The organism is Streptomyces sp. NPDC001515, from assembly GCF_053597115.1.
Window position 1 is genome coordinate 25378 of sequence record NZ_JBSFHN010000036.1, and the last position, 24920, is coordinate 50297.

At 75.7% G+C, this 24920-nt stretch carries 19 protein-coding genes; 12 read left to right on the forward strand and 7 right to left on the reverse strand.

The features are described 5' to 3' along the window. Positions 1-7 precede the first annotated feature (7 nt). The 3 genes from ACWCXC_RS30285 to ACWCXC_RS30295 are packed head-to-tail and all read left to right on the forward strand — an operon-like array spanning position 8 to position 3008. Positions 8-1909, forward strand: a complete 1902-nt coding sequence (locus ACWCXC_RS30285; RefSeq protein WP_450891107.1) for an HAD-IIIC family phosphatase — start codon at positions 8-10, stop codon at positions 1907-1909. Then, a complete protein-coding gene (locus ACWCXC_RS30290) occupies positions 1906-2151 on the forward strand; it encodes a phosphopantetheine-binding protein (RefSeq protein WP_450681726.1) in 246 nt (81 codons plus the stop codon). Before ACWCXC_RS30285 ends, ACWCXC_RS30290 begins: the two co-directional genes overlap by 4 nt. After that, positions 2148-3008, forward strand: a complete 861-nt coding sequence (locus ACWCXC_RS30295; protein WP_450681727.1) for a 4'-phosphopantetheinyl transferase family protein — start codon at positions 2148-2150, stop codon at positions 3006-3008. Before ACWCXC_RS30290 ends, ACWCXC_RS30295 begins: the two co-directional genes overlap by 4 nt. 20 nt (positions 3009-3028) lie before the next feature. On the opposite strand, the gene ACWCXC_RS30300 is transcribed toward ACWCXC_RS30295, so the two are convergent. After that, the gene (locus tag ACWCXC_RS30300) at positions 3029-4021 is read right to left on the reverse strand and encodes a LuxR C-terminal-related transcriptional regulator (protein ID WP_450891108.1); all 993 of its coding nucleotides are present in this window, start codon (positions 4019-4021) and stop codon (positions 3029-3031) included. 451 nt (positions 4022-4472) lie between these two features. Continuing rightward, positions 4473-5192: a 4'-phosphopantetheinyl transferase family protein gene (locus ACWCXC_RS30305; RefSeq protein ID WP_450681729.1), complete on the reverse strand. Its 720-nt coding sequence runs from the start codon at positions 5190-5192 to the stop codon at positions 4473-4475. Positions 5193-5488: 296 nt separating this feature from the next. Between ACWCXC_RS30305 and ACWCXC_RS30310 the strand changes: the two genes are divergently transcribed. The 3 genes from ACWCXC_RS30310 to ACWCXC_RS30320 all read left to right on the forward strand — a co-directional run bounded on the left by ACWCXC_RS30310 (position 5489) and on the right by ACWCXC_RS30320 (position 10321). Then, positions 5489-6331, forward strand: a complete 843-nt coding sequence (locus ACWCXC_RS30310; protein ID WP_450891109.1) for a metallophosphoesterase family protein — start codon at positions 5489-5491, stop codon at positions 6329-6331. A 144-nt stretch (positions 6332-6475) separates the two neighbouring features. After that, positions 6476-9175: an AAA family ATPase gene (locus tag ACWCXC_RS30315; RefSeq protein WP_450891110.1), complete on the forward strand. Its 2700-nt coding sequence runs from the start codon at positions 6476-6478 to the stop codon at positions 9173-9175. A gap of 186 nt (positions 9176-9361) precedes the next feature. Then, positions 9362-10321, forward strand: a complete 960-nt coding sequence (locus tag ACWCXC_RS30320) for a polyprenyl synthetase family protein (RefSeq protein WP_450681732.1) — start codon at positions 9362-9364, stop codon at positions 10319-10321. 16 nt (positions 10322-10337) lie between these two features. On the opposite strand, the gene ACWCXC_RS30325 is transcribed toward ACWCXC_RS30320, so the two are convergent. The 4 genes from ACWCXC_RS30325 to ACWCXC_RS30340 are packed head-to-tail and all read right to left on the reverse strand — an operon-like array spanning position 10338 to position 17784. Continuing rightward, entirely contained in the window at positions 10338-12032 is a 1695-nt protein-coding gene (locus ACWCXC_RS30325) for an AMP-binding protein (protein WP_450891111.1), read from the reverse strand. After that, positions 12023-14254 carry an ATP-binding protein gene (locus ACWCXC_RS30330; protein WP_450891112.1) on the reverse strand — a complete coding sequence of 744 codons (2232 nt, stop codon included), beginning with the start codon at positions 14252-14254 and terminating at the stop codon, positions 12023-12025. Before ACWCXC_RS30330 ends, ACWCXC_RS30325 begins: the two co-directional genes overlap by 10 nt. Before the next feature lie 46 nt (positions 14255-14300). Beyond that, positions 14301-16736, reverse strand: a complete 2436-nt coding sequence (locus ACWCXC_RS30335; protein ID WP_450891113.1) for a BTAD domain-containing putative transcriptional regulator — start codon at positions 16734-16736, stop codon at positions 14301-14303. A gap of 13 nt (positions 16737-16749) precedes the next feature. Further along, positions 16750-17784 carry an AfsA-related hotdog domain-containing protein gene (locus ACWCXC_RS30340; protein ID WP_450681736.1) on the reverse strand — a complete coding sequence of 345 codons (1035 nt, stop codon included), beginning with the start codon at positions 17782-17784 and terminating at the stop codon, positions 16750-16752. 303 nt (positions 17785-18087) lie between these two features. Here ACWCXC_RS30340 and ACWCXC_RS30345 point away from each other — a divergent pair, with 303 nt between their 5' ends. The 4 genes from ACWCXC_RS30345 (at position 18088) to ACWCXC_RS30360 (ending at position 22453) form a co-directional block, all read left to right on the forward strand. Beyond that, positions 18088-19599 (forward strand): MFS transporter, encoded by a 1512-nt coding sequence (locus tag ACWCXC_RS30345; RefSeq protein ID WP_450891114.1) that lies wholly within the window; start codon positions 18088-18090, stop codon positions 19597-19599. Between the two features lie 41 nt (positions 19600-19640). Beyond that, complete coding sequence (locus tag ACWCXC_RS30350; RefSeq protein ID WP_450681738.1) at positions 19641-20585, forward strand: AIR synthase-related protein; 945 nt, start codon at positions 19641-19643, stop codon at positions 20583-20585. Positions 20586-20659: 74 nt separating this feature from the next. Next, positions 20660-21541: a DUF2797 domain-containing protein gene (locus ACWCXC_RS30355; protein WP_450681739.1), complete on the forward strand. Its 882-nt coding sequence runs from the start codon at positions 20660-20662 to the stop codon at positions 21539-21541. A gap of 36 nt (positions 21542-21577) precedes the next feature. After that, on the forward strand, positions 21578-22453 hold the full coding sequence (locus ACWCXC_RS30360) for an amidohydrolase family protein (protein WP_450681740.1): 876 nt from the start codon (positions 21578-21580) through the stop codon (positions 22451-22453). A 46-nt stretch (positions 22454-22499) separates the two neighbouring features. Here ACWCXC_RS30360 and ACWCXC_RS30365 read toward each other — a convergent pair whose 3' ends face one another. Then, the gene (locus tag ACWCXC_RS30365) at positions 22500-23072 is read right to left on the reverse strand and encodes a TetR/AcrR family transcriptional regulator (protein WP_450891115.1); all 573 of its coding nucleotides are present in this window, start codon (positions 23070-23072) and stop codon (positions 22500-22502) included. Positions 23073-23161: 89 nt separating this feature from the next. Between ACWCXC_RS30365 and ACWCXC_RS30370 the strand changes: the two genes are divergently transcribed. Both ACWCXC_RS30370 and ACWCXC_RS30375 read left to right on the forward strand, forming a co-directional pair. Next, on the forward strand, positions 23162-24370 hold the full coding sequence (locus ACWCXC_RS30370) for an MFS transporter (RefSeq protein ID WP_450891116.1): 1209 nt from the start codon (positions 23162-23164) through the stop codon (positions 24368-24370). 117 nt (positions 24371-24487) lie between these two features. Then, entirely contained in the window at positions 24488-24862 is a 375-nt protein-coding gene (locus ACWCXC_RS30375) for a nuclear transport factor 2 family protein (protein WP_450681743.1), read from the forward strand. Positions 24863-24920: the final 58 nt, after the last annotated feature.

Here is a 24920-nt window from a genome sequence, read left to right on the forward strand (position 1 = left end):
GGCGGCGATGACCACGGGACTGGACCGGCTGCGCGATCTGCGCCGACGCGCCCTCCTCGAAGACGCGTACGACCAGGTGGCGCCCGCGCTCGCCGAGGAGGGCCCGGACGGGGCGCGGGCCGACGCCGCCGCGGCCGGCCGGCTGCTCGGGGGCGTCGACCCCGAGGCGGTCCTGCGCCACCATCCGGGGACCCCGGTCGTCACGGTGGCCGTCACCGGCCAGTCCACCGTCGGCCAGGTGCTCGACCCGCTCCGGGGCGAACTGGCCCGCCACGGGATGCTCCTGCGCGCGGTGGCCGGAGAGCACGGCACGTATCTGCGCGATCTGACCGCACCGGACAGCGAACTGCGCACGGCGGGCTGCGAGCTGACCCTGTGCCTGCTGGACGCCGAGACGGTGTTCTCCCAGGTGCCCGGGGTCTGGCGCCCCGAGCACGTGGCCGAGGCCGCAGAGGAGGTCCTGGAGCGGTGCGCGGCCCTGGCCGCCGCCGTGCCCGGCACCCTCGTCCTCAACACGCTGCCGCTGCCCCTCACGTACAGCAGGCAGCTCGTCGACCACCGCTCGCGGGCCCGGCTCGGAGCGCTGTGGCGGGAGTTCAACGCCCGGCTGCTGCGGCTCGGCGAGAGCGCGCCCGGGACCGTGGTCATCGACCTCGACCCGCTGATCGGCGCGGGCGGACCGGTCACCAGCCCGGCCCTGGCCCGCTACGCCAAGGTGCGGCTGGGCGCCGAACTGCTCGCCGGATACGCCCGGGAGGTCGCCCATCTGGCCCGTGCGCTGCGCGGGCGGACCCGAAAGTGCCTGGTGCTGGACCTCGACCACACCCTGTGGGACGGGATCCTCGCCGAGGAGGGGCCCGACGGCATCGCCGCTGCGGGCACCCTGCGCGGCGAGGCGTTCGGGGCCTTCCAGACCTGCGTCGCCCAGCTCGCCTCGCAGGGGGTACTGCTCGCCGTGAGCAGCAAGAACGACGAGGAGGAGGTGGCGCGGGTGCTGGCGGACCATCCCGATCTGGTGCTGCGGGAGAAGGACTTCGTGGCGGTGAACGCGAACTGGCGGCCCAAGGACGCCAACCTCGCGGACCTCGCCCGCCGGCTGGAACTGGGCACCGACGCCCTGGTGTTCGCGGACGACTCACCGGCCGAGCGGGCGCAGGTCCGCCACGGGCTGCCCGCCGTCGCCGTGGTGCGGCTCGACGGCGCGGAGCCCGCCGAGCACGTGGCGCGGCTGCTCGCGGACGGCTGGTTCGACACGCTGAGCCTGACCGAGGAGGACCGGGCGAGGACCGGGGAGTACCGGGCCCGGCGCCGCCGCCAGGAGCTGCGCGCGGACGCGGGCTCGCACGAGGGGTTCCTGGCGGCGCTGGGCGTCCGGCTGGAGGTGGGGCCGCCGCGCCCGCACGAGCTGGCCCGGATCTCGCAGCTGACCCTGCGGACCAACCAATTCAATCTGACCGGCGGCGGCCACGCGGAGGCGGCGCTGGCCGGGCTGGTGGACGGCACCGGGACGGACGGCCGGCTGCTGCTGGTGGCGCGCGGCGCGGACCGGTTCGGGGACAACGGGCTGGTGGGCGCCGCGCTGATCACGGAGTCCGGGGAGCGGTGGGACGTGGACAACGTGTGGCTGAGCTGCCGGGTGCTGGGGCGCGGCATCGAACACGCCTTCCTCGCCGTAGTGTTGGGCAGAGCCCGGCGCCTGGGACTGACCTCGGTGGGCGCCCGCTACGTGCCCACCGTCCGCAATCGCCGGGCCCGGGACTTCTATCCGTCCTGTGGGTTCGTCGCCCGCGGCCTCCGCGAGTCGGGGGAGCGCGGGGAGGGGGCCTCGGAGTACCGCCACGACCTGACGGTGCTGCCGGAGGTCCCCGGCCACATCCGTGTCACCGAGTCCGGAAGGGCACCCCGATGAGCGCCGCTGAACCGGTCGGCCTCGACGCGTTCCTGCTGATGGTGGGCGACGATCTGGGGCTGGACGTCGAGGGCCCGGACGGGGCCGACGTCCCGCTGACCGATGTGCCCGGCTGGGACTCGCTCAATCTGCTCCGGCTGCTGGCCCTCCTGGAGGAGTCCGGCCATGTGGTGCCGGTGCACCGTCTGCTGGAGGCGCGCAGCCTCCGGGACATTCACACCCTCGTGAAGGAGTACGGATGACCGCCCCGGGCGACGTCACGCTCGGCTCACCGCTCGGTGAGCCCATCGCCGTGGTTCCCGGGGGTGATTCGTGGAACAGAGCCAGAGAGGACCTCGCCGCCCACGGCAGCGCGCTGGTCTACGCGTGGCTGAAGGACCTGGAGCCCGCGGTGCCCGAGGGTGACGGACTGCGCGAGCTGCTGGGGCGGGACTGGACGCGCTATCTCGATCTCACCCACTCGGATGTGCGCAATCGCTATGTCGCCTCGCGGATGCTCCTCAAGCACGCGGCGGGGGCCGTCCTGGCCAGCGAGCCGGCCGGGCTGGAGCTGGCGTACGGTCCGACCGGCCGCCCGTATCTGCGCGGCTGCGACCAGATCGACATCAGCCTCAGCCACACCGAGGACCTGCTGCTGGTGGGGCTGACGACCTGCGGGCTGATCGGGGTGGACGCGGAGCGGGCCGACCGCGACATGTACGGCGGGGGGCTGGCCCGGCACATCTGCACCCCCTACGAGGCGGTCCTGCTCTCCGGGATGCCGGAGGCGGAGCGCAACGGGGCGCTGGTGCGGCTGTGGACGCTGAAGGAGGCGTACAGCAAGGCGATCGGGCAGGGCATGCAGTTCCGGTTCACCGAGTTCGGCTTCGGTCCGGACGGGCGGCCGGTGCGGGTGCAGCGGCCCGACGGCACGGCGGGCACCGGTGAGGAGTGGACCTTTCGCACCTTCCCGCTGGAGGACGGCTATGTGGTGAGCGCGGCGGTGTACGACGCGGGGTTCGGCAAGCTCCAGGACGCCCAGGTGACGACGATGCTCGACCAGGACTGCGTGGACGCGATCACGGAGGCGCTGGACGACGGGGCGGGCACCGGCGCATGAGGGGTGCGGCGGCGTCCCGGTCAGTAGGGCGGCGGGGGCCCGTCGCCGCTGAGCATCTCCTGGCGGGCCGCGTTGTAGCCCGCCTGGAAGCGGCTGGTGGCCTCCAACTGCTCGGTGATCTCGGCGATGTGACGCCGGCAGGTGCGGACGGACATGCCGAGCCTGCGGGCGACCATCTCGTCCTTGTAGCCCTTGGTCATCAGCCGGATGATCGACCACTTCAGCTCGTCGGCGGAGGCCGGCGAGCGCTGGCTCTCCACGACGTACGGCGACGAGCCCTCCCAGAGGTACTCGAAGACCGAGCAGAGGAAGGCCACGAGGGTCGGTTCGCGGACCACGGCCGCGCCCGGGGGTCTGCTCGCGTCCACGCAGCGTTCCGGCAGGAAGGCCACTTCCCTGTCGTAGATGATCAGCCGGTCTATCACCTCGTCGGCGGTCCTGACCTCGGCTCCGTGCGCGGTGACGTCGCGGACGTAGGAGCGGGTGGGCAGGTCGTTGCGCGCGGTGTGCTGGTAGATGGTCCGGATGCAGACCCCGCGCGACAGGATCGACAGGGCGCTGGCGCGGGCGTCGTCGAGCAGATCGGCCGGGCGCGCGCCGCCGGGCTGCACGGTGATCAGCTCGCTGGTGCAGGTCTGCCCGAGATGGTCCAGCAGGGCCTGGATGCGGGCGGGGTCGGTGATGACGTCGAAGGCCTCCAGGTGATTGCGCACCCGGCGGCCCTCGAAATACAGGGGGGTCAGCGACATCAGTTTGGCCCGGACCTCGGTGACGGCCTGCTGGAGGTCGCGGATCTGCCGCTCGGCGGGGCCGACGAGGGAGGCGGCGGCGGCGTCGGGGGTGACGGGGGTCAGCTGGTGGGAGTGGCCGGGCACCGACTGGAGCAGCCGGACCCCTGACAGGACGCTCTCCACCCGGGCGACCTCGTCGTGCGACAGCGACAGGTCGTTGGCAATCCGTTCCCGATCGAAGCGACCGCACTCGACGGCGAGCCCGTAGGCCGCAGCGCTCACGTCATCCAGTTCGGCGAAGCCCGAATCTGCGTACTCCCCTTGGAACACGCCAGCCCCCACTGGTCGGTGTAATTGCTGCCACGTAACTTTACGCCAACGGGAAGCCCTTGGCGTGAATGATCAGTATCCGAGACTCTTTTCTCGTCGGCCCGAGCCTCCAAAGCCGGAGATATCGGGTGGTGAACTAGACGTACGTAAGTCTCATTCGTCGACCGAGGGGAGTCGCAATGGCAACTTATGGTAAAGAATCTTTGGTGGTCTTGACTTTGCTTCTGGGTGCACTTCTGGCCGTTCTGGGGGGACAGTTCATGTCGGGCGTGTCGCAGGGGGCGTCGGCCGGAGCGGGTACGCACACGGCGGCCGCGACGCCGGGCGGAGCGCTGCAGGCCACCCTGGTCGAGCCGAAGGACGACCGCTGGGGCTGACCCTCCGGGACGGCCGCGACGACGACTCAGACCGTGCTCCCCGCCACGCAGGTGCGGGGGGCATCGTCATGTCCGGCCCCGGCCGGCACCCGCGCCGGTACGGCGATGGCGCTGACCAGCACGCCGTCCTCGGCCGCCCAGCGCCCGCTGAACGAAGTGGGGCCCGCCGGGGAGAGGGTGTCCGGGTCCGCCACCAGCCGTGCGTGGAAGGTCTCCTGCACCGCGTCCACGCTCACCAGGGCGTCGGTGAAGTCCAGTTCCTGGCCGGTCAGCGGGAACCAGGTCTTGTAGACCGCCTCCTTGATGGAGAAGAGCAGCCGGTCCCAGGCGATGTCCGGGACGGCCCAGGCGAGTTCACGGATTCTGCGCAGTTCCCGAGGAAGCGCGATCGATTCCAGCACCCCCGCCCGCAAAGGGGCGTTGGGCTCCGCGTCGATCCCCACCGAGAGGAAGTCCCGGCCCCGGGCGAGCGCCGCGCCCCGGAATCCCGCGCAGTGCGTCATCGAGCCCACCACGGACGGCGCCCACTGCGGGACGCCGCGCCGGCCCGGAAGGACGGCGGCCGGCGCCACCCCGAGCGACCCCATCGCCCGCCGGGCGCACCAGCGCACGGTGCCGAACTCCAGCCGTCGCTTGGGCACGGCGTCGCGGATCAGGTGCTCCTCCTCGGGGAAGAGGAAGACCCCGGCCGGATCGGCGGTGGCCTCGGCGGTGGCGACGGTCGAAGGCAGGAGCTTCGTGAGCACGGCAGATCCTTCAGGTGGGAGCGTCGGGTGGACGTCTCCCACGCTCCCGCCGGCGCCGCCCGCCCGACCAGCGGCGACGGCCCCGGCGCGGGGGAACGGCCCGCCCGGACCGCTCTTCCTGCCAGGGCGCTGCCATCGGCGCCCCGGGCCCGCCCCCGGCTGCGTACGGCCTGCCGGTGCCCACCGCCCCCCTTGCCATGCCCCTGCTAGGGTTCGAGCCCCCTCGGTCACGCTCCGTCAACTCTGGGGTCCGAGAGGGGTGTTGGTTGCCCGGTGTGCCCGTCCAGCCTGGGTGAATGGCGCACGGATACCTCATGGGCATCAGCGACCTCCATGTCGCATTCCCGGAGAACCGCCGGATCGTGGAGGAGCTGTATCCCGACTCTCCCGCGGACTGGCTGATCATCGCGGGCGACGTGGGCGAGTCCCCGGACGATCTGGGGTGGGTCCTCGATTTGCTCACCCCGCGCTATGCCACCGTGATATGGGCCCCCGGAAACCACGATCTGTGGACGCTTCGCGATGATCCTGTGTCGCTGCGTGGAGACGCTCGGTATCGGCGATTGGTCGAAATCTGCCGCTCGTACGGAGTGCACACCCCCGAGGATCCGTATCCGGTCTGGTCCGGACCGGGCGGACCGCTGCTCGTGGCCCCGCTCTTCCTGCTGTACGACTACAGCTTCCGGACCCCCGAGGCCGCCACCCGGGAGCAGGCGCTTGAACAGGCGTACGAAGCCGGGGTGGTGTGCAGCGACGAGTTCCTGCTGCACCCCGACCCCTACCCCTCCCGCGCGGCCTGGTGCCGGGCCCGGGTCGCCGCCACCGAACAGCGGCTCGCCGCCTGCGATCCCGAGCTGCGTACCGTGCTGGTCAACCACTTCCCGCTGGTCCGCACCCCCACCCGGATCCTGCGCCACCCCGAGTTCGCCCAGTGGTGCGGCACCGAGCTGACGGCCGACTGGCACACCCGCTTCCGGGCCGCCGTCGTCGTCTACGGGCACCTCCACATCCCGCGCACCACCTGGTACGACGGCGTCCGCTTCGAGGAGGTCTCGGTCGGCTACCCCAGGGAGCGCCGCCACCGGGGGCAGACCCGGGTCGCGCCCCGCCGGCTCTTCCCCGTACCGGGGGATTGCTGACTGGCAGGTTCCGGCCACCGGCGATCCCACCCGCCCCCGGCTCGACCGGAGCAGTATGGATTCTCAAGCACTGCTCGATCGGTCCTGTATCCGGTTCGCGTTCCTTTTCGTCGAGCGCGCGGAACGTGGGCACTGGGGGATCTCATGGTGTTGTTCCGTCGCGCCGAAGAACTTTCTCTTCTGGAAAAACTGATCGAAGGATGCGGGGAAGGAAATTCAGGACTCCTTCTCATCGAGGGCGCCGTCGGCTGCGGGAAAAGTGAATTCCTGGAGACCGTCGCGGTACAGGCCGAGAAACGCGGCGGAATTGTGCTGCGGGCGATGGGAACGGCGGAGGAACGCCGCCATCCGCTCGGCGTGCTGCGCCAGCTCACCGCCGAGGCCCCGCCCGGCGTGCTGCCGCCGCCGTCACCCGACGAGGCCGGCCGGGTCGGCGCCATGCGCCGGTTCGCCGCCGCCGTGTGCGAGCTGAGCACCACCGCGCCCGTCGTCGTCTGCGTCGACGACCTCCACCACGCCGACGCGCTCTCCGGACGCCAGCTCCTCCACCTCGCGCGCGGCACCCGGGGCGCCCAGGTGCTCCTGGCGCTCACCGAATCCGTCCACGAACACGGCGACGACCCGCTGCTGCGCACCGAACTGCTGCGGCTGCCGCACTTCTCCCGGCTCCGCCTGGAGCGCTTCACCCCCGACGAGGTCCGGGCGATGCTCCCCGGGCACACGGAGGCCGAGGCAGCCCGCCTCCACCGCGCCAGCGGCGGCAACCCGCTGCTGCTGCGCGCCCTGCTCCAGGACCCCGGCGCCCGGCCCGGCGACGCCTACGCCCAGGCCGTGCTCGCCTGCCTGCACCGCTGCGGGCCCGCCACCCCCGCGCTCACCGAGGCCGTCGCCGTACTCGGCCCGCTGGCGACCGCCGCGCACGTCGCCCGGCTGGCCGCGACCACCGAACCCGCCGCCGCCCGCGCGCTCGCCGCCCTGGAGGACGCCGGACTGCTGACGCGCGGACGCGGCCTGTGCCACCCGGCCGCACGCGCCGCCGTCCTGGAGGAGACGGACCCCGAGGCCCGGCGCGCGCTCCACCGGGAGGCCGCCCTGCTGGCCCGGGGCGCGGGCGCCCCCGACACCGCCGTCGCCGCCCAGCTCCTCGCCGCCCGCCACACCGGTGAGGAGTGGGCGCTGCCCGTGCTGCGCGCCGCCGCCGACCAGCACGCGGCCGACGGCGCGCCCGACCGGGCCACCGCGCTGCTGACCCTGGCCCGGGAGGCGTGCCCGGACGAGGCCCGCCGCGCCGAGGTGAGCGTCCGGCTCGGCGTCGTCACCGCCCGCACCGACCCGGCCGCCGCCGAACGCCACCTGGCCGAGCCGCTGGCCGCGCTCGCCGAGGGCCGGCTCGACGCGCGGGCGCTGGGCCCGCTGGCCCGGACGCTGGCCGCGCAGGGCCGGATCGACGAGTCGACCGAGGTGCTCGAACGGCTCGCGGCCGGAGAGGGCCGCCGGCCGGGCGCCGAGCGCCGGAGCGGCGACATCCCGGGCGAGGACCCGCTCGACGGGCTCTCGGCCTTCCCGCAGTGGGGCGCCGGGGGACGCCGCGCGGCCGGCGGGCCCGGTCCGCATCCGGCGGTCCGCACCGGCCGGGGCCCCGTGCACCCGGCCGCCCTGTGGGCGCTGCCCGCCGAGGCCGACGAGGGGGCCGCCACCCACGCCGCCGAACTCTTCCTGCGCGGGACCAGCCTGGCCGAAGGCATGGTGGAACCGGCCGTGCAGGCGCTGCGCACCCTGCTCCACCTGGAGGGCGCCGAGCGCGCCCTGCCCTGGTGCGAGACCTTCGCCGGGCAGGCCGCCGCCCGTGGCGCCACCGGCTGGCAGGCGGTCTTCACCGGGCTGCTCGCGGAGGCCCGGCTGCGGCTGGGCGATCTGACCGGGGCGGCCGAGACCGCCGAGGACGGGCTGCGCGCGGTGCCGGCCCGGGGCGGCGGGGTGCAGTTGTGCGCGCTCACCGCCACCCTGGTCCGGGCCCGCACCGCCATGGGGCGCCCGGACGCGGCGGCCGCCGCGCTCAGCCGGCCCGTGCCCGAACGGCTGACCGGCAGCGTGCAGGGGCTCGCCTATCTGCGCGCCCGGGGCCACTACGCGCTGGCGACCAGCCGCTTCCACGCGGCGCTCGGAGACTTCCTGGACATCGGGCGGCACATGAAGCGCTGGGGCCTGGACCGCCCCCGGGTGCTGCCCTGGCGGTCCGACGCGGCGGAGGCGCTGCTGCGGCTCGGCGAGACCCACCAGGCCGACCGCTTCCTCGCCGACCAGCTGACCACCCGCGACGCCGACGACCCCTGGGTGCGGGGCGTGTCCCTGCGGCTGCGCGCCCAGTTGCGCGAGCCGAGGGAGCGCCAGGCGATGCTCACCAAGGCGGTGGACGACCTCCACCGCTCCGGCGACCAGTACGAACTGGCCCGCGCGATGAGCGACTTCGGCCAGGTCCTCCAGACGCTGGGCGAACCGGCCCGCGCCGCCATGGTCAACCGCCGGGCCTGGCACGTGGCGAAGGAGTGCGGGGCCGAGGCGCTGTGCGTACGGATCCTCCCCGGGCACACCGGTGAGGCGCAGCGGGCGGCGTCGGCGGCCGACGCCCCGCACGCCGAGCGGGTGGCGAGCCTCAGCGAGTCGGAGAAGCGGGTCGCGCTGCTGGCCGTGCACGGCCACACCAACCGCGAGATCGCGCAGAAGCTGTACATCACGGTGAGCACGGTCGAGCAGCACCTCACCCGGGTCTACCGCAAGCTGGAGATCCCGGGCAGACAGGCGCTGCCGGTCGATTTCCACCTGGGGGTCGCGGAGTTCATCTGACGGCGCGGCACCGGGTGGCAAGGTGATGGCAAGCCCGTGCGGGCTCCCGCCCCGTATGGCAGGCACCTGGTGCTCCGCCGTCCCGCCCGCCGCCGGTCCCGCGCCCGGCGGCGGTCCGCGGTGGCCCGGGGGCCGGGGCGTCCCGGAAGGTCGGTCATGAGCCGCAGCCCACCAGGGAGGGCACCCATGACCACCGCACCCAGGCACGACCGGCCCGGCCGCACCGCGAGCACCGGACAGCTGCGCGACACCGTGCTCGACCGGGTCGAGGACCGGCTCGCCCGGCTCCTCGCCGACGAGTCCCGGATCCGCCGCACGGCCGATCCGCGCAGCGTGGTGCTGGTGGCGGGCGTCGCGGAACTCGTCCAGGCCGGTGCCGAACGCGCCCATCCGGTCATCTGCCTCACCGGCTATCTCGCGGCCGGCGGCGACCCGGACGCCGAGGACGTGGTGGACGCCTGCGCCGCGCTGGAACTCCTCGACACCTGTCTGATGATCCGCGAGGACGTCCGGCAGAACGCCACGCTGCGCCGGGGCATCCCCACCCTCCACATCAGCCACGCCGCCGAGCACGAACGCAACGGCTGGCGGGGCGAGTCGCGCCGCTTCGGCGAGGGCACCGCCGTCCTCGCCGGGGACCTCGCGGCGGCCTACGGGGACCGCTTCGCGGCCGGACTGCCGCCCCGGGCCCGGGAGCTGTGGGAGAACCTGCGCGTCGAACGGACCCTGGGCGCGCACGCCGAGGCCGCGGCGGCGACCGAGTACCTGGACGACGCCTGGCCCGGCCAGTGCCTGGAGGACTGCGGGGCGGGCTGCGGCGCCGGCTGGTACGGGCTGCGCCACGCCCTGCTGATCGGCGCGGCCCTCGCGGACCGGGACGATCTGCGCGAGCCGTACGAGGAGTACGCCCGCGCGCTGCACGGGGCCTGGCGGATCCGGGGCTTCCTGCGCGGCGGGCCGGGTTTCGACGGGGACGCCCAGTTCCTCCGGGACGTCTTCTTCGACGCCTCCGCCCGCGAGAGGGCCGAGGACACCGTCGCGGAGCTCCTGGCGCGCGCCGACGCGGCGGTGGCCGGGGCACCGGTCGCCCCGCGCTGGCGCGCCGAACTCGGGGCGTTCGCGCGCCGGGTGGCCGGCTGCGAATGAGCGCGGGGCGGCACGGTCAGCCGGGGGGCCGGCGGGGGCTGCCCGGACGGGAGCGGAGCAGCCAGGCGCGCAGCGCGTCCCGGCGGAGCCGGCCGTGCTCGTCGCGGGGGAGCGCGCCGACGATCTCCAGCCGGGTCGGCAGGAACGCCTCGGCCACCCCCCGCGCGGTGAGGTGCTCGCGCAGTTCGGCCGGTCCCGGCGGGCGGTCCCGGGCGCTGGGGACGACGACCGCGCAGGGCAGTTCGCCGTGCTCCGGATCGGTGTAGGCGACCACCGCGGCTTCCGCCACCCGGGGGTGGGCCAGCAGCCCCTCCTCCACCTCCGCGACCGGCACCATGAAGATCGCCCCGGTCCGGGTCCCCGCCCGCGCCAGCACCCGGACCCCGCCGCCGGGGTCGGTCGTCGCGAGGTCCCCGGTGTCCAGCCAGCCGTCGCCGTCCTCCCAGGTGGAGACGGGGGCGGCGGCCCCGTGCCGCCAGGTGGCCAGGGCGACGGAGGGGCCGCGCACCCGCAGCGGCGCGGGGCCGCTCCCCGGGCCCGCCGCCATCTCCAGTCCGCTGAGCGGCCGGGCCGGCCCGTCCGCCGGGACCAGGGCGCCCATGCCGAGTTCGGGCGCGCCCCAGGCGGAGAGCACCGGGACGCCGAAGACCTCCCGCAGTTCGTCGGCGAGCGGGCGCGGGGTGCTGGTCCGGCCGCCGGAGAGCACCAGCCGCAGCCGGTCCGGGCGGCGGGGGCGCCGGCGCCGGGTGGTGAGCAGTTCGGCGAAGTAGGCGGGTTCGGCGTAGACCTGGTCGACCCCGGCGTCCGCCATCAGGTCGAGGCAGCGGGAGGGGTCCCAGACGTCCTGCCACACCCCCGTCCCGCCGACGGCCAGCGGCCAGCAGACCGTGTAGATCAGGGAGGCCAGCGAGGTCAGCGGCAGGGTGCTGAGGAAGACCTCGCCGGGCCGCCGCCCCGGGCCGCGCGGATGGTTCTGGGTGGCGACGTTGGCGAAGAGCGTGTCGGGGGTGTGCAGCACCGAGGTGTACGCGTCGCGCAGCCCCATCACGCTGATCAGCAGGGCGGGACGGTCGGCCGGGACCGGGCGGACGAGCCCGCCGCGCCACGCGGGCGCCCGTTCGTGGGCGGTGCGGACGAAGTACGCGGTGAAGTCGACGGCCCCGGTGGGCGCCGCGTCCCCGAGGACCACCCGGTGGCGCAGCCACGGCAGTCCGGGGGCGAGGTCCGCCAGCGCCTCGGCGTGCGGGAAGCCCTCCCAGACGTCGGGGACCACGCAGAGCCGGGCGCGGGTGCCGTCCAGGATCTTCCGCAGCCCGTGGGCGCGCACGGTCGGCAGGACGGGCACGGCGACCGCCCCGGCCCGCCAGCACGCCAGGGTGAGCGCGGCCGTCTCCCAGCGGTTGGGCAGCTGGAAGGCGACCGGATCGCCCGGCGCCACCCCGAGGGAGGCCAGGGCGGCGGCGAACCGTTCGACGTGGAGCGCGAGTTGGGCGTACGTCACGGTGGTGCGGCCCCGTCCGGCCGGGCTCAGCACCCGTTCGGCGACGATCGCGGGCCGGTGCGGGTCGGCGGCGGCCGTGCGGTGCAGATCGTCGAGGAAGGTGGCCTCCCGCCACCAGCCGGCCGCCCGGAACCGCCGGACGGTCTCCTCGGGCGCGGCCAGTTCCTTCAGACGGCGCTCCGCCGTCCCCGTGCCCCGGGTCAGGCCCATCGCCCCACCGCCCCGGCCACCTGCACCCGCGAGGTGCAGCCCAGCCGCCGCATCACCTGCCGGACGTGGTTGACGACGGTCCATTCGGAGATGTCCAGCCGGGCCGCGATGTGCCGGTTGGTCAGCCCCTCGGCCACCAGCAGCGCGACCTGCGCCTGGCGCGGGGTGAGGGACTGCGCCTCGGCGGCGGCCCCGGCCACCGGGGCCCGGGACGGCGCGGGCGAGGACAGCGCCTCGGCCACCGCCGTCGGCGCGGACATCCGGACGCCCTCCGCCCACGCGGTGGCGAAGTCCGGCCAGTCCAGCCGGGCGCCCAGATCCGTGCGGGCCCGCTCCGCGCGGCTCCGCCACTCCTCCGGGACCCGGGCCCCGGTCCGCTGGCGCAGCGCGTCCGCCGCCGCGAGCAGCCGCACCGCGCGGGGCCGCTGCGCGGGCTGCGTGCGGAGCAGCAGCAGGGCGAACTCCTCCAGCAGACCGGGGAGACGGGTGCGTTCGCCGATGGCGTCGTAGAGCCGCAGCGCCTCCCGCAGCGCGGCCTCGGCCGGCTCCGGCTCGTCGCCCTCCAGGGCCAGCGCGGCCGAGGCGCGCAGCGCGGCGGCGAGCCCCCGGCCGTCGCGGATGCGGCGGAAGGTCTCCTCGGCGCGCTCCAGCAGGGCCTGGGCGCGGCGCCGGTCGCCCTCGGCGTGCAGGGCGGCGGCGAGGGCGACGGACGCCTCGGCGGTGGGGCCGGTCACCCCCATCGTGGACAGGGCGCTGTGCGCGGTGACCAGCACGCCGCGCGCGGCGGCGGGATCGCCCGAGCGCAGCAGGGCGGTGCCCAGGCCCAGCGAGGCGAGGGCGTTCTGCCGGCGGTCGCCCACGCTCTTGCCGAGGGCCAGCGCCCGCCGGTGCCGGCGCACCGCCTCCTGCGGATCGCCCAGCTCCAGCGCGAAGACCCCGGAGAGATCGGCGAGCCGGGCCCGCAGCGCCTCCGTGAGCCGCTGCCCGTGCCCCTCGGCGACGGTGTCGCACCACTCCAGGCCCTCGCGCAGCCGCCCCTGTGCCAGCCACGGCAGCCGGCAGCCCAGCACCATCGCCGCCGCCGCTTCGGCGTCGCCCCGCTCGTGCAGCCGCCGCAGCGCCGCCCGCACGTTGGCGCTCTCGGCGGCGGCCTCCCGCAGCAGCCGGTCCTGGCCGGTGCCGGAGAGCCCCGGCAGGGCGGCGGCGACCAGCAGGCGGTAGCGCTCGGCGTGCGCGTCGGCGCCCTCCGCCTCGGGGGTGCGGGCGCGGGCGTAGGAGCGGACGGGTTCGGTCACCGCGAGCCGCGGCCCGCCCGCCTCCTCCCCGACGACCACCAGCAGCCCCCGGTCCAGCAGGGCTTCGAGCCCTTCGTCGTCCTCCGGCCCGGCGGCGGTGGTCCCGAAGCCCGGTTCGTACGCCGAGAGCCGCCCCAGCAGCGCTTCGGCGGCCGGGTCCAGGCCCCGGCAGCTCCATTCGGCGAGCGCGGCCAGCGAACGGTGCCGGGCGGGTGCGTTGACCGGCCCGCCGGACAGCACGGTCGTACGGCCGCGCAGCCGGGCCGCGAGCAGCTGCGGGGAGAGCAGCCGCAGCCGCAGCGCGGCGAGTTCGAGGGCGAGCGGCAGCCCGCCGAGCAGGGAGCAGATCTCCGCGACGGCCGCGCCGTTCTCCAGGGTCAGCGCGAACGACGGGTCGGTGTCCCGGGCCCGGCGGACGAACAGCGCCACGGACGGCACCGCGTGCGGGTCCTCCGCCTCCGCGTCGCCGTCGCCCGGCACGGCGAGCGCGTCCAGGGGCAGCAACTGCTCCCCGTAGACACCGAGCGGTTCGACGGCGGTGGCCAGCACCACCACCCCCGGATCACCGGCGAGCGCGACGACGGCCTCGGCGGCCGGAACCCGGGCCTCGTGGTCGCAGCCGTCCAGCAGCAGCAGGACCCGGCCGTCGTCGGCATCGGGCCCCGGGCCCCGGGCCCCGGTCCGGGCCCGTACCAGCGCGGTCAGTCCGCCGGGCCCGGCGTCGTCCGCCGCGTCGAGCGCCACCACGCGGGCGAAGGCGCCCGTGAGGGCGTGCGCCGCCGCGCGGGCCAGCCGGGTCTTGCCCACCCCGGCCCGCCCGGTGAGCGTCACCAGCCGCACCGAGGGGGCGAGCAGCCGTTCGCGCAGCGCGGCGGCCTCCCGCTCCCTGCCGATCAGGTCCGTGTCCGGACCGAGTGCCACCGACATGGTTCTCCTTACATCGGGCCTCGTGCGGGACCGGACGTCGCGTGGGTCACACCGGGGACGGCACGGCGGCCGGGCCGCCCTGTGGGATGCGCCAGAGTCCGGGGCGTATCTCCACCGGCCCGGAGCCCGGCGCGGCGGCCGGGTCCGCGTCGTCGAGGGCGCGCAGCGAACGGCGTGCGTACAGCCGCAGACGGGGGTCGTCCAGAGCGTCCGCGAGGCTCAGGCACTCCTCGAAGAGGGCGCGGGCGGTGGCCGGTTCGTGCTGGGCCAGGGCGACCAGGGCGCGGGCCCGGGTGGCCTCGTAGAGGCCCCTCGGATGGTGCGACGGCGAGAGCGTGGCCAGGGCGGAGCCGAGCAGCGCGGCGGCCTCGCCGGCCGCCCCGCCGTCCAGGAGGAGTTCGGCCAGACCGGTCAGGGCCCGGCCCGTCTCCTCCCGGTCACCGGCGGTCCCGGCGGGGGCCAGGGCGCTCAGGAACCGCTCACGGGCCCGGTCCGGCCGCCGGTAGCGGGCGTCGAGTTCCGCCGAGAGCCGCAGCATCCGGGCCTCGGCCGCGCGGTCGGCGCAGCGCCGGGCCGCGTCGAGGGCCAGGGCGTAGCACTCCTCCTCGGCCTCCGCGTCGGGCGGTGCGCCGTCGGCCAGCCGGTCCGTGAGCCGTACGGCCGGTTCCCAGAGCCCGGCCGCGTGGGCGGTGCGGACGAGCCGGACGAGCCCGTCCGCGTCGGGTCCGCCGGCGCGCCGGGGCTCCGCCGCGCCGTCCGCGTACGCCAGGCAGACCCGGCGGACGGCCCGCGCGACCGTGTCGGGGTGCTCCTCCTCGGCCAGCCGTTCGGCGGCGAGCAGCCGCAGCAGCTCCGGGAGGTGCCAGGCGCCTCGGGCGACGGCGACGAGCCGTTCGTCCGCCAGGGCTTCGAGGGAGGAGAGCGCCCGCCCGGGGGCCAGGCCGAGGGCGGCGCCGGCCCGCGCGGCGTCGAAGGGGCCGGGCGGCAGCAGGGACAGCAGCCGGAACTGCCGGCGCCGTTCGTCGGTACAGCTCTCGTACGCGGCGAGGAGCCCCGCGCGTACGTCGGTGTCGCCGGTGCGCAGCGCGTCGAGCCGGCCGTCCTCGGCGCGCAGCCGGGACAGCAGGGTGCCGGACGTCCAGTGCGGCCGGGCCGCGAGCTGGGCGGCGGCGGCGCGCACGGCGCGCGGCAGCAGTCCGCAGAGGACGCCGATGTCCCGCGCGTCCTCGGGGGTCACCCGGCCGCCGTTGCCGTCGAAGAGCCGGGCCAGCAGCCAGCCCTCCTCCGGCCGCCACGGGCCGAGGAGCACGGTGCGCAGTCCGGGCAGCCCGACGGGCACCCGGCGGGAGGTGACGAGGAGCGTGTGGCCGAGCGCGAGCAGCGGACGGACCTGGGCCTGCGAGGTCACCCCGTCCACCACCAGCAGCGACCGGCCCTCCCCGGCCCGTGCGGGGCGCGGCGGGCGTCCGCCGCCGTCGGGGACGTACAGGCGCAGCCCGCCGGGGAAGGCGTCGGCGGCCCGGTGCGCGGCCTCGACCGCCAGGGCCGTCTTCCCGGCGCCCGGCATGCCGGTCACCGCGACCACGCCCCCGGCCGCCCCGGCGGAGGCGCGCAGCAGGCGTTCCACGGCGACGAGTTCGTCCGCGCGGCCGAGGAACGCCGGATCGGGGGCGGGCAGCGGACGGTCCCCGTCCGGTGCGCGGTCGCGGGCGCGGCCGGGGGCCGGTTCGGGGCGGGCCAGTCCGGGATCGCCCTCCAGGATGAGGCGTTGCAGCCGGCGGGACCCCGGACCCGGTTCGATGCCGAGTTCGTCCACCAGGGTCCGCCGCAGCAGGGTGAAGACGCGCAGGGCCTCGGCCTGCCGTCCGCACCGGTACAGGGCCACCATCAGATGGGCGTGGAACTCCTCGCGCAGCGGGTAGGCGGCGGCCAGCTCCCGCAGCTCCGGGACGAGTTCGCGGTGCATGCCGAGGTGCAGTTCGGCCCGCACCCGCTCGTCCAGCGCGGTGGTGCGCGCCTCGTCCAGGCGGACGGCGGCGGCGTCCAGCAGCGGTCCGTGCGCGATGTCCGAGAGCACCGGGCCGCGCCACAGGGCGAGGGCCCGCCGCTGGAGGTCGGCCGCGGCGGCGAAGTCCCGGTCGTGCAGGGCCTGGTGGCCGCGCCGGGACAGATCGAGGAAGGCGGTGCTGTCGAGTTCGCCGGGGGCGAGCCGCACCAGATAGCCGGGGCGGCGGGTCACCAGCAGCTCCCGCCCTCGGTCGGCACCGGCGGCGCCGAGCGCCTTGCGCAGATGGGAGACGTACACCTGGAGGGTCGTCGGGGCGGTGCGCGGCGGGGCGTCGGGCCAGAGTTCGTCGATGAGGCCGTCCACGGACACCACCTCGTTCGCGCGGACCAGGAGCGTGCCGAGGACCGTCCGCAGTTTGGCGGCGCGGGGCGCGGAGGGGCCGGCCTCAAGAGGGCCCAGGATGCCGAAGCGCATGGGGTCCACCGCCTCAGAGGTCCTGGACGACGCAGGTGCGGGCCTCGGCGACCGCCCACCGCTGCTGGGTCAGGGTCAGGGTGACCGGCACACTGGGCCGGCCCTCGGCGTCCCGGCCCAGCGGACCGGCCACCGCCACGCAGCGCAGCGGAAGTTCGCGCTCCGCCTGGCCCCGGAAGTGCACCTGACAGGCGGCCAGCGCGGAGCGCGCCGCCTCCAGACCGTGGGCGCGCCCCGCCGTCAGCAGCGAGGTCTGGCGCAGCGCCTCCAGCAGGTGCGGTCCGGAGAACTGCCCCGCCTGCCGGGGGTCGGTGGCGTCGAAGACGGGGGCGATGTGCTCGGAGAGCACCCAGGTGCTGATCCGGCCGCGCGCCGCGTCGGCGGGCTCGCTGATCACCACGTTGGCCCCGGACGCCCGGCCCACCTCGCCGCATCCGGCCGGGCGCGGCGGCGCGTCCGGGGCGTCGCCCAGCTCCGGCACGGCGCGCATCGCCTGCCGGGCGTGCGCCACGTGCTTGCGGTACAGCTTCGGCATCAGGAACACCATTCCGGCCGAACCGGTGGCGCAGGGCCGCCCGCCGATCGCCACGTCGAGGTGGAAGTCGAGCCCGCGCGGCACCTCGGCGACCACGTTGGCGGGCCGGGCCCTGAGCCGTGTCTCCATGACGACGCCCCGGTCCGCGCCGGGGCCGGTGCGCCAGGCGGAGAGGTCGGTGAGGTCGAGGTCGAAGCGGTAGAAGAGGCCGGGGCGGTCGCCGGGCACACCGAAGTAGCGGTGGCCGACGAGTTCGCCGACCTCCCGGACGCCGCCGGTCGCGATCTGGAGGTCGTGGAAGCGGCCGGGGCCGTCGTTGAGGAGCGGATGGGCGACGGGCGTCTCGCCGACGAGCGTGAAGCGCTCGGGGCCGGGGCTCGGCGCGTCCAGACCGGGGTGGGACCGCGCGGCCGGGTGGTGGATCAGGTGCTGGGCACCGCTCCCGGCGCCCGGCGCGGCGCTCGCGAGTCCGTGGATGGCGGGAGCCGAGCTCGTACGGTTGTCGACGGTCATGTCCCTCCCCTTCTCCCGGCCCATGGTGGGGCGCCCGCCGGCGCGCCAGCCACCCGCCGCCGCCGGCCACAAGGTGCATGGCAGGAAGGTGTCGGCGCGATGCGGCGGCCCGGGGCACCGGCCGGGCGGACCATGGCGGGAGAGTCCCGGGCCGTGTCCGGCGGGGCGGGGGCGCGCTGTGGCCCCGGTGCGCCGGGCGGGGCTTAAGCCGCGTCCATGGTGGAGCACGGAAGCTGTTCCCGACAGCCCCGCCGAGGGACATCCCCCGCGTCCTCGGCGGGGCTTTCCGCAGGGAGGCACCCGATGACCGTCACCGGAACCGAAGACGGCCGTCCGCCCGCGCCCCTTCCCCCGCGCGCCGCACGGCCCGCGCGCCCCGGCGCCCCGATGCGCCGGGTGCGGTTCGGCTACGCGTCCGGCTCGCTCGTCTCCGGCACGTTCACCACGCTCCCGGGGCTGCTGCTGCTCCCGTACCTCACCGACACGCTCGGGGTCGGCGCGGCGCTGGCGGGCACGGTCGTGTTCCTGCCCAAGGCATGGGACGCGGTCCTCAACCCGTTCGTGGGCCGGGCCAGCGACCGGACCCGGAGCCGCTTCGGCGCGCGCCGCCCGTACGTCCTGTGGGGCGGGCTGCTCACCGCGCTCGGCTTCGCGCTGACCTTCGCGGGCCCGGCGCCCGGCGCGGCCGGCGCCTGGTGCGCCGCCGCCGGCTATCTGCTCACCGCCACCGCGTTCGCCTTCTTCCAGGTGCCGTACGTGGCGATGCCCGCCGAACTCGCCGACGACGAGGCGGACCGGATGCGGCTGGTGGCGGGCCGGGTCGCCGTCATCGGGATCGCCGCCCTGGTCACCGGAGCGGTCGCCCCCGCACTCGTCGACGCGGGTGGCGGCGGACTGCCGGGCCATCGCTGGGCGGGCGTGTTCGGCGCGGTGGTGGTGGCCCTGGGCGCGCTGTGGGTGTTCGCGGGCACGGCGGGCGCCGGGACGGGCGGCGGTACCGGCCCATCCCGAACCGCGCCCGGCACACCTCGTACGGCACCCGGCACATCCCGAACCGCGCCCGGCGCACCCCGCACGGCGGCGAAGGGCGCCGCCGCCCAGCCGTCCCTGCGGGCGCAGTTCGAGGCGGCACGGGCCAACCCGCCGTTCATGGCGCTGCTGCGCTGTCTGGTGCTCCAGTCGGTCGCCACCGGGGTGCTGCTGGCGGGCGCCCCCTACTTCGCCGACCACGTGCTGCACGACTCCTCGGGGGTCGGGGCGCTCGTGGCGGCGTTCGTCGCGCCGAACCTGCTGACGGTGCCGCTGTGGTCCCGGCTGCGCGGCCCGCGCGGATACACCCTGGCCACCGCGTTGTTCACGGCCGGCTGCCTGCTCTTCCTGGCCTCGCCGGTCCTGCCCGAGGGCGCGGTCCTGGTGACGATGGCCCTGGCCGGGACGGGCCACGCGGGCCAGTTGCTCTTCCTCTACGCGATGCTGCCGGACTGCATCGCCCGCGACACGGACCGCACCGGGCGCCGCGACGGTGGCGTCCTGTCCGGGGTGTTCACGACCGTCGAGGGCCTGGGCGTGGCGGCGGGCCCCTTCCTCTACGGCCTGGTCCTCCAGCTCACCGGCTATGTCTCCTCCGGCACCGGCGACGCCGCCGAACAGTCCCTGACGGCCCGCACCGGCATCCTGACGGGCTTCGGCGCGCTGCCCGCGCTGGCCGCCGTCGGGGCCGCGCTGCTGCTCCGGGCGTACGACCGCCCCTACCGACCCCTCATCGGTGGCCCGGACACGGACACGGGTATCCGGGGGAGCGGCCCCGCTGGATGATGAGCACGATCCGGACGTGCGGGCATCGGGGGGTGGCTGTGGTGACGTACACGCGGGACTGGGACACGGCCCAGGTCGGGTTCGGCCCTGAGGTACGGGAACTGATCGCCGCGGCCCTCGCGCCGCGGGAGCCCTCCTTAGTCGTGCGGGCGGGGACGTACGTCGTCGATCCGCCGTTCTTCGGCAACGGCGACATCGGGCGCCTCGCGGTGTGCGGAGCCGTCAACGACCTGGCCGCCACCGGCGCCGACCCCCGCCATCTCGCCCTCGGCATCGTGCTGGAGGCCGGCCTGCCCCTCGACCTGGTCCACCGGCTCACCGCCTCGGTCCGCGAGGCCGCCGCCGAGGCCGGGGTCGCGGTGACCGCCGTCGACACCAAGGTCGTCCGGGCCGGCGAGGCGGACCGGGTCTACCTCACGGCCACCGCCTTCGGAGAGCGCGCGGGGCCCGCGCTCGGAGCGGACCGCGTCCGGCCCGGTGACCGGATCGTGGTGACCGGCCCGCTGGGCGACCACGCCGCCCATCTCCTCTCCCTGCGCGACGGACTCGGCTACGAGTACCAGGTGGAGAGCGACTGCGCCCCGCTCGGCGGGCTGCTGCGCACCGTCCGCGCGGATCTGCGCCATGCCGTCCCCGTCACCACCGGCGGCCTCGCCGAGACGCTGCGGCTGACCGCGTCCGCCCGGCGGCTGACCCTGGGCGTGGACGAGTCCGCGCTGCCCGTCCGGTACGAGACCCGGGTCGCCCTGGCCACCCGGGGGCTCGCCCCGCTGGACGCGGCCTGCGCGGGCTGTCTCTGCCTGTTCGTCCCGGCCGACCGTGCCGAGCGGGTCCTCGCGGTGCTCCGCGCCCGCCCGCAGGGCCGGCACGCGGCCGAGATCGGTGAGGTCACGGCCCATCCGGCGGGCGCGGTCCAGGTCGTGGCCCCGGACGGCACCCCCCTGCGCGCCCGCAGCGCGGGCCCCCTCCCCGAACGCCTCCACTGACCCGTCCCCGGCGGTCTGTCAGTGCCCGCCCGTACGTTGGAGGGGCACAGACGGAACGGCACGGGAGTGCGCACATGGAGTGGCGGTGCACCGGACTGCGGTGGCCCGAGGACGACGGGGGCCCCGTCCTCGGCTGGCGCAGGGGCGCGGACAGCCGGTCCAGCGCGCTGGCGTACGGGTCGGGGCTCGGCTTCCGCGCCACCGGCCCGCGCACCTGCGTCGGGGCGCGCGGGAACCCCTGCCCGCTCGCCGCCCCCGTTCCCGGGCGCGGCACCGGCGCCCGCTGTCCCGAGTGCGGCCGGCTCGACCGGGCCCATTCGGTGGCCGCCGACACGATCCCCGACGACCCGCGCACCTACCGCGTCTACCTCGCCTGGTTCGGTCCCGGCACGGTGAAGGCGGGCATCACGGCGGAGCAGCGCGGCGCGGCCCGCCTGCGGGAGCAGGGCGCCGTCGTCTTCACCTGGCTGGGTCGAGGCCCCCTGATGGCGGCCCGCCGCGCCGAGGAGACGCTGCGCGCCGCCCTCGGGGTGCCGGACCGCGTGCCGTACGCCCGCAAGCGCGTCCTGCGCGTTCGGCTGCCCGACGCCCCGGCCCGCACGGCCGAGCTGGCCCGGTACTACGACCGTGCCGCGGCGCTGGAGGGAGCCGGCTGGCCGGAGGCGCTGGAGAGGCTGCCGTTCGGGCCGGTCGACCACACGGGGATCTTCCGGACCGGTGACGGGACCGGTCCCGTGCGGGCGGTCACCGCGCTCAAGGACGGGGGAGCGGTGGCGGGCCGGCTGGTCGCGGCGGCCGGCCCCGATCTCCATCTGGCGACGGCGGCGGACGGCGTGGTGATCGTCGACACCCGGCTGATGACCGGCTGGACGCTGACGGCGGCCGACGCGGACGCCGGGGTGGGGGTGCCGACCGTCGCGGTGGGGGGCGGCGCCGCGCAGGACGGCCTGTTCTGAGATCGTCGCAGGACGACGGAGGAAGGGGCGGTCCGCATGGGTGACGAGCACGACGATGTGGTGCGGTTCTGGCGAGGGCTCGGGCTGCCCGGTCTGATCGACGTGCATACGCACTTCATGCCGGAGCGGGTGCTGCGCAAGGTCTGGGCGTACTTCGACGCGGCCGGTCCGCTGACCGGCATGGAGTGGCCGATCACCTACCGCCACGACGAGGACGAACGCCTCGCCCTGCTCCGCGCGTTCGGGGTGCGCCGCTTCACCTCGATGCTCTACCCGCACAAGGCGGGCATGGCCGCGTGGCTGAACGGCTGGGCGGCCGATTTCGCCGCCCGCACCCCGGACTGCCTGCACACGGCGACGTTCTTCCCCGAACCGGAGGCCGAGCGGTACGTCCGGGACGCCGTGGAGGCCGGGGCCCGGGTCTTCAAGGCGCACCTCCAGGTCGGCGCGTACGACCCGAACGACCCGCTGCTGGAACCGGTCTGGGGGCTGCTCGCGGAGGCGGGCATCCCGGTCGTGACCCACTGCGGCTCGGGCCCCGCCCCCGGCAAGCACACCGGTCCGGACCCCGTCGCCCGCGTCCTGGCCCGCCACCCCCGGCTGCCGCTGATCGTGGCGCACATGGGCATGCCCGAGTACGCGGAGTTCCTGACGCTCGCGGAGACGTACCCCGAGGTCCGCCTGGACACCACGATGGCGTTCACCGACTTCACGGAGAACTTCACGCCCTTCCCCGAGGCCGCACACGGCCGGCTCGCGGACCTGGGCGACCGCATCCTCCTCGGCACGGACTTCCCGAACATCCCGTACCCGTACGCCCACCAGCTCCACGCCCTGGAGCGCCTCGGCCTGGGCGACGCCTGGCTGCGCGCGGTCTGCCACGACAACGCGGCGGCGCTGTTCGGGGTGTGAGGGGACTCGCCGGGGCTCCCCGGGGGCGTCGCGGGGCGTCGTGGCCTCACCCGGCCGAGAGCACCGCCTCGACCGCGTCGGCCGTACGGCGGGCGTAGTCCGCGTCCAGGGCGGTGGGATCGAAGAGCAGCCGATACCACATGGGGCCGTAGACGACGTCGACGACGAAGTCGAGATCGACATCGGGGCGGGTGAACTCGCTGCGCTCACGCGCCCGTTCGAGCAGGGCGCGGACCGCGTCGCGGCGGGGCAGGATGAGCCGCTCCCACACGGTGTCGGCGAACTCCTCGTCCCCGATGGCCTCGGCGGCCAGGGCGCGGTTGAGGGTGCCGCTGATGCCCTGCTGCGCGTGGAAGGTCGCGGTCAGCAGCTCGGTGAGGTCGCCGTGGAGGCTGCCGGTGTCGGGGGTGGGGAGCTTGCCGGCGGCGAAGGCGACGAGGGCGTCGAGGATCACCTCCCCCTTGTTCCGGTAGCGCCGGTACACGGTCTGTTTGGAGACGCCCGCCCGGGACGCGATGCCTTCGATGCTCACGGCCCGGTAGCCGTTCTCGGTGACCAGGTCCATGGTCGCGCGCAGGATGGCGCCGTCCGCGCCGGGGTCTCTGGGTCGTCCGCTCATGAAGCCACCTTAAGGGATTGACATACGGACCGCACCGTAATGTAATTCCATTACGAACCGCACCGCACCGTATTGAAAGTGAGGGCGTGATGGCCTCGCACCGTTCCGGACCGGCCCTGTGGGCGCTGGCCCTGGGTTACTTCTCCTTCGGCACCTCCTCGCTCGCCGTGGTCGGCCTCAGCGCCCCCATCAGCGGGGACCTGGGCGTCACGCAGGCCCAAGTGGGCCTCCTGGTGACGGTGTTCGCGCTGACGTTCGCCTTCGCCGCACCACTCGCCCCGGTCTTACTGGGCCGGCTGGGCCGCAGAAGCGTTCTGCTGGCCGGTCTGGCGGTCATGGCCGCCGGGGGCCTCGCCGCCGCCCTCGCCCCCGACTACGGGGTGTTGTGCGCGGCGCGCGTGCTCACCGCCCTCGGCGGGGCCGCCTTCGGACCGGCCGCCTCGGTCACCGGATCCCTGCTCGTCCCCGCGGAGCGCCGGGCCCGCGCGCTGGCCACGGTCTTCGCCGGGATGACCGCCGCGACCGTGCTCGGTGTCCCGCTCAGCACCGGCCTGGGCCAGAGCGTCGGCTGGCGCTGGACCACCGTCGGCGTCGCCGCCCTCTCCCTGCTCGCCCTCGTGCTGGTCGCCGTCCTCGTCCCGGTCGTGGAGCGCGGCACCCCGGCCACCGTCTCCGCGTTCTCCCCGGTGCTGCGGACCGCCGGTGTGCTCCCGGCGATCACGACGACACTGGCCTTCATGGCCGCGCAGTTCACCGTGTACGGGGTCGCGGGTGCCTATCTCGCCGACCGCTTCCACGCCACCACGGGCCAGGTCGCCACGCTGCTCCTGGTGTTCGGCATCGCCGGAGTGGCGGGCAACGCGGCGGCGGGGCGCGTCTTCGAGCGGTGCGGCGGCCCCCTGACGATCACGATCGCCCTGGCCGGGTTCGGCGCCGCCTTCGCCGCGCTGCTGCTGGTCCCGGGCCGCTTCGCGGCGGCCGTCGCCGCCTTCACCGTCTGGGCCGCGTTCAGCCAGCTGTTCCAGGCACCCCAACAGGCCCGGCTCGTCGCCCTCGTCCCCGAGCAGCGTGCCCTCGGCCTCGCCCTCAACGCCTCCTCCCTCTATCTGGGCATGAGCCTGGGCAGCCTGCTCGGCTCCACCCTGCTGCCCGCACTCGGCGCTCTCCGGCTGCCCGCGGCGGGACTCCTCCCGCTCGCCGCGGCCGCCGCCGCCCACCGCGCCTCCGGCCACCGCCGCCCCCGTACCCCCGCCACCGCGACCACCCCTCCGGTGCCGGCCACGGCCCCCCGCCCCTGACGCCACCCGAGCGCCACGACGGACCACCACCGCACCACCACGCACCACCACCGCAGCACCTCGCACCAGCACCGCGCCACCACCGACACCACAGCGACGAAGAACAGGACCACCGACATGACCGGCAAGAACACCACCCTCGTCCGCGACTTCATGGAGACCGTCTGGAACGAGGGCCGCACCGGCGAGGCCGCCGCCTACGTCGCCGCCGACCTCATCCAGCACAACCCCAACCTGCCCGACGGGCGCGACGCGCTGACCGGCCTGATCGGCATGCTGCGCGGCCAGATGCCCGAGATGCGCTTCGAGATCAAGCGCACCGCGGCCGAGGGCGACCTCGTGTTCGTGCACAGCCTCTTCACCCCCGCCCCGGGCGCCGACGGCCAGGCCGTCGTCGACGTCTACCGCCTGGAGGACGGGCTCATCGCCGAGCACTGGGACGTCCACCAGGACATCCCCGCCACCACGGCCGGCGGCCACCCGGCCGTCTGACCCGCACCACCGGCCGCCGGGCCGGGCCCCCGCACGGGGCCCGGCCCGGCGGTCTCGC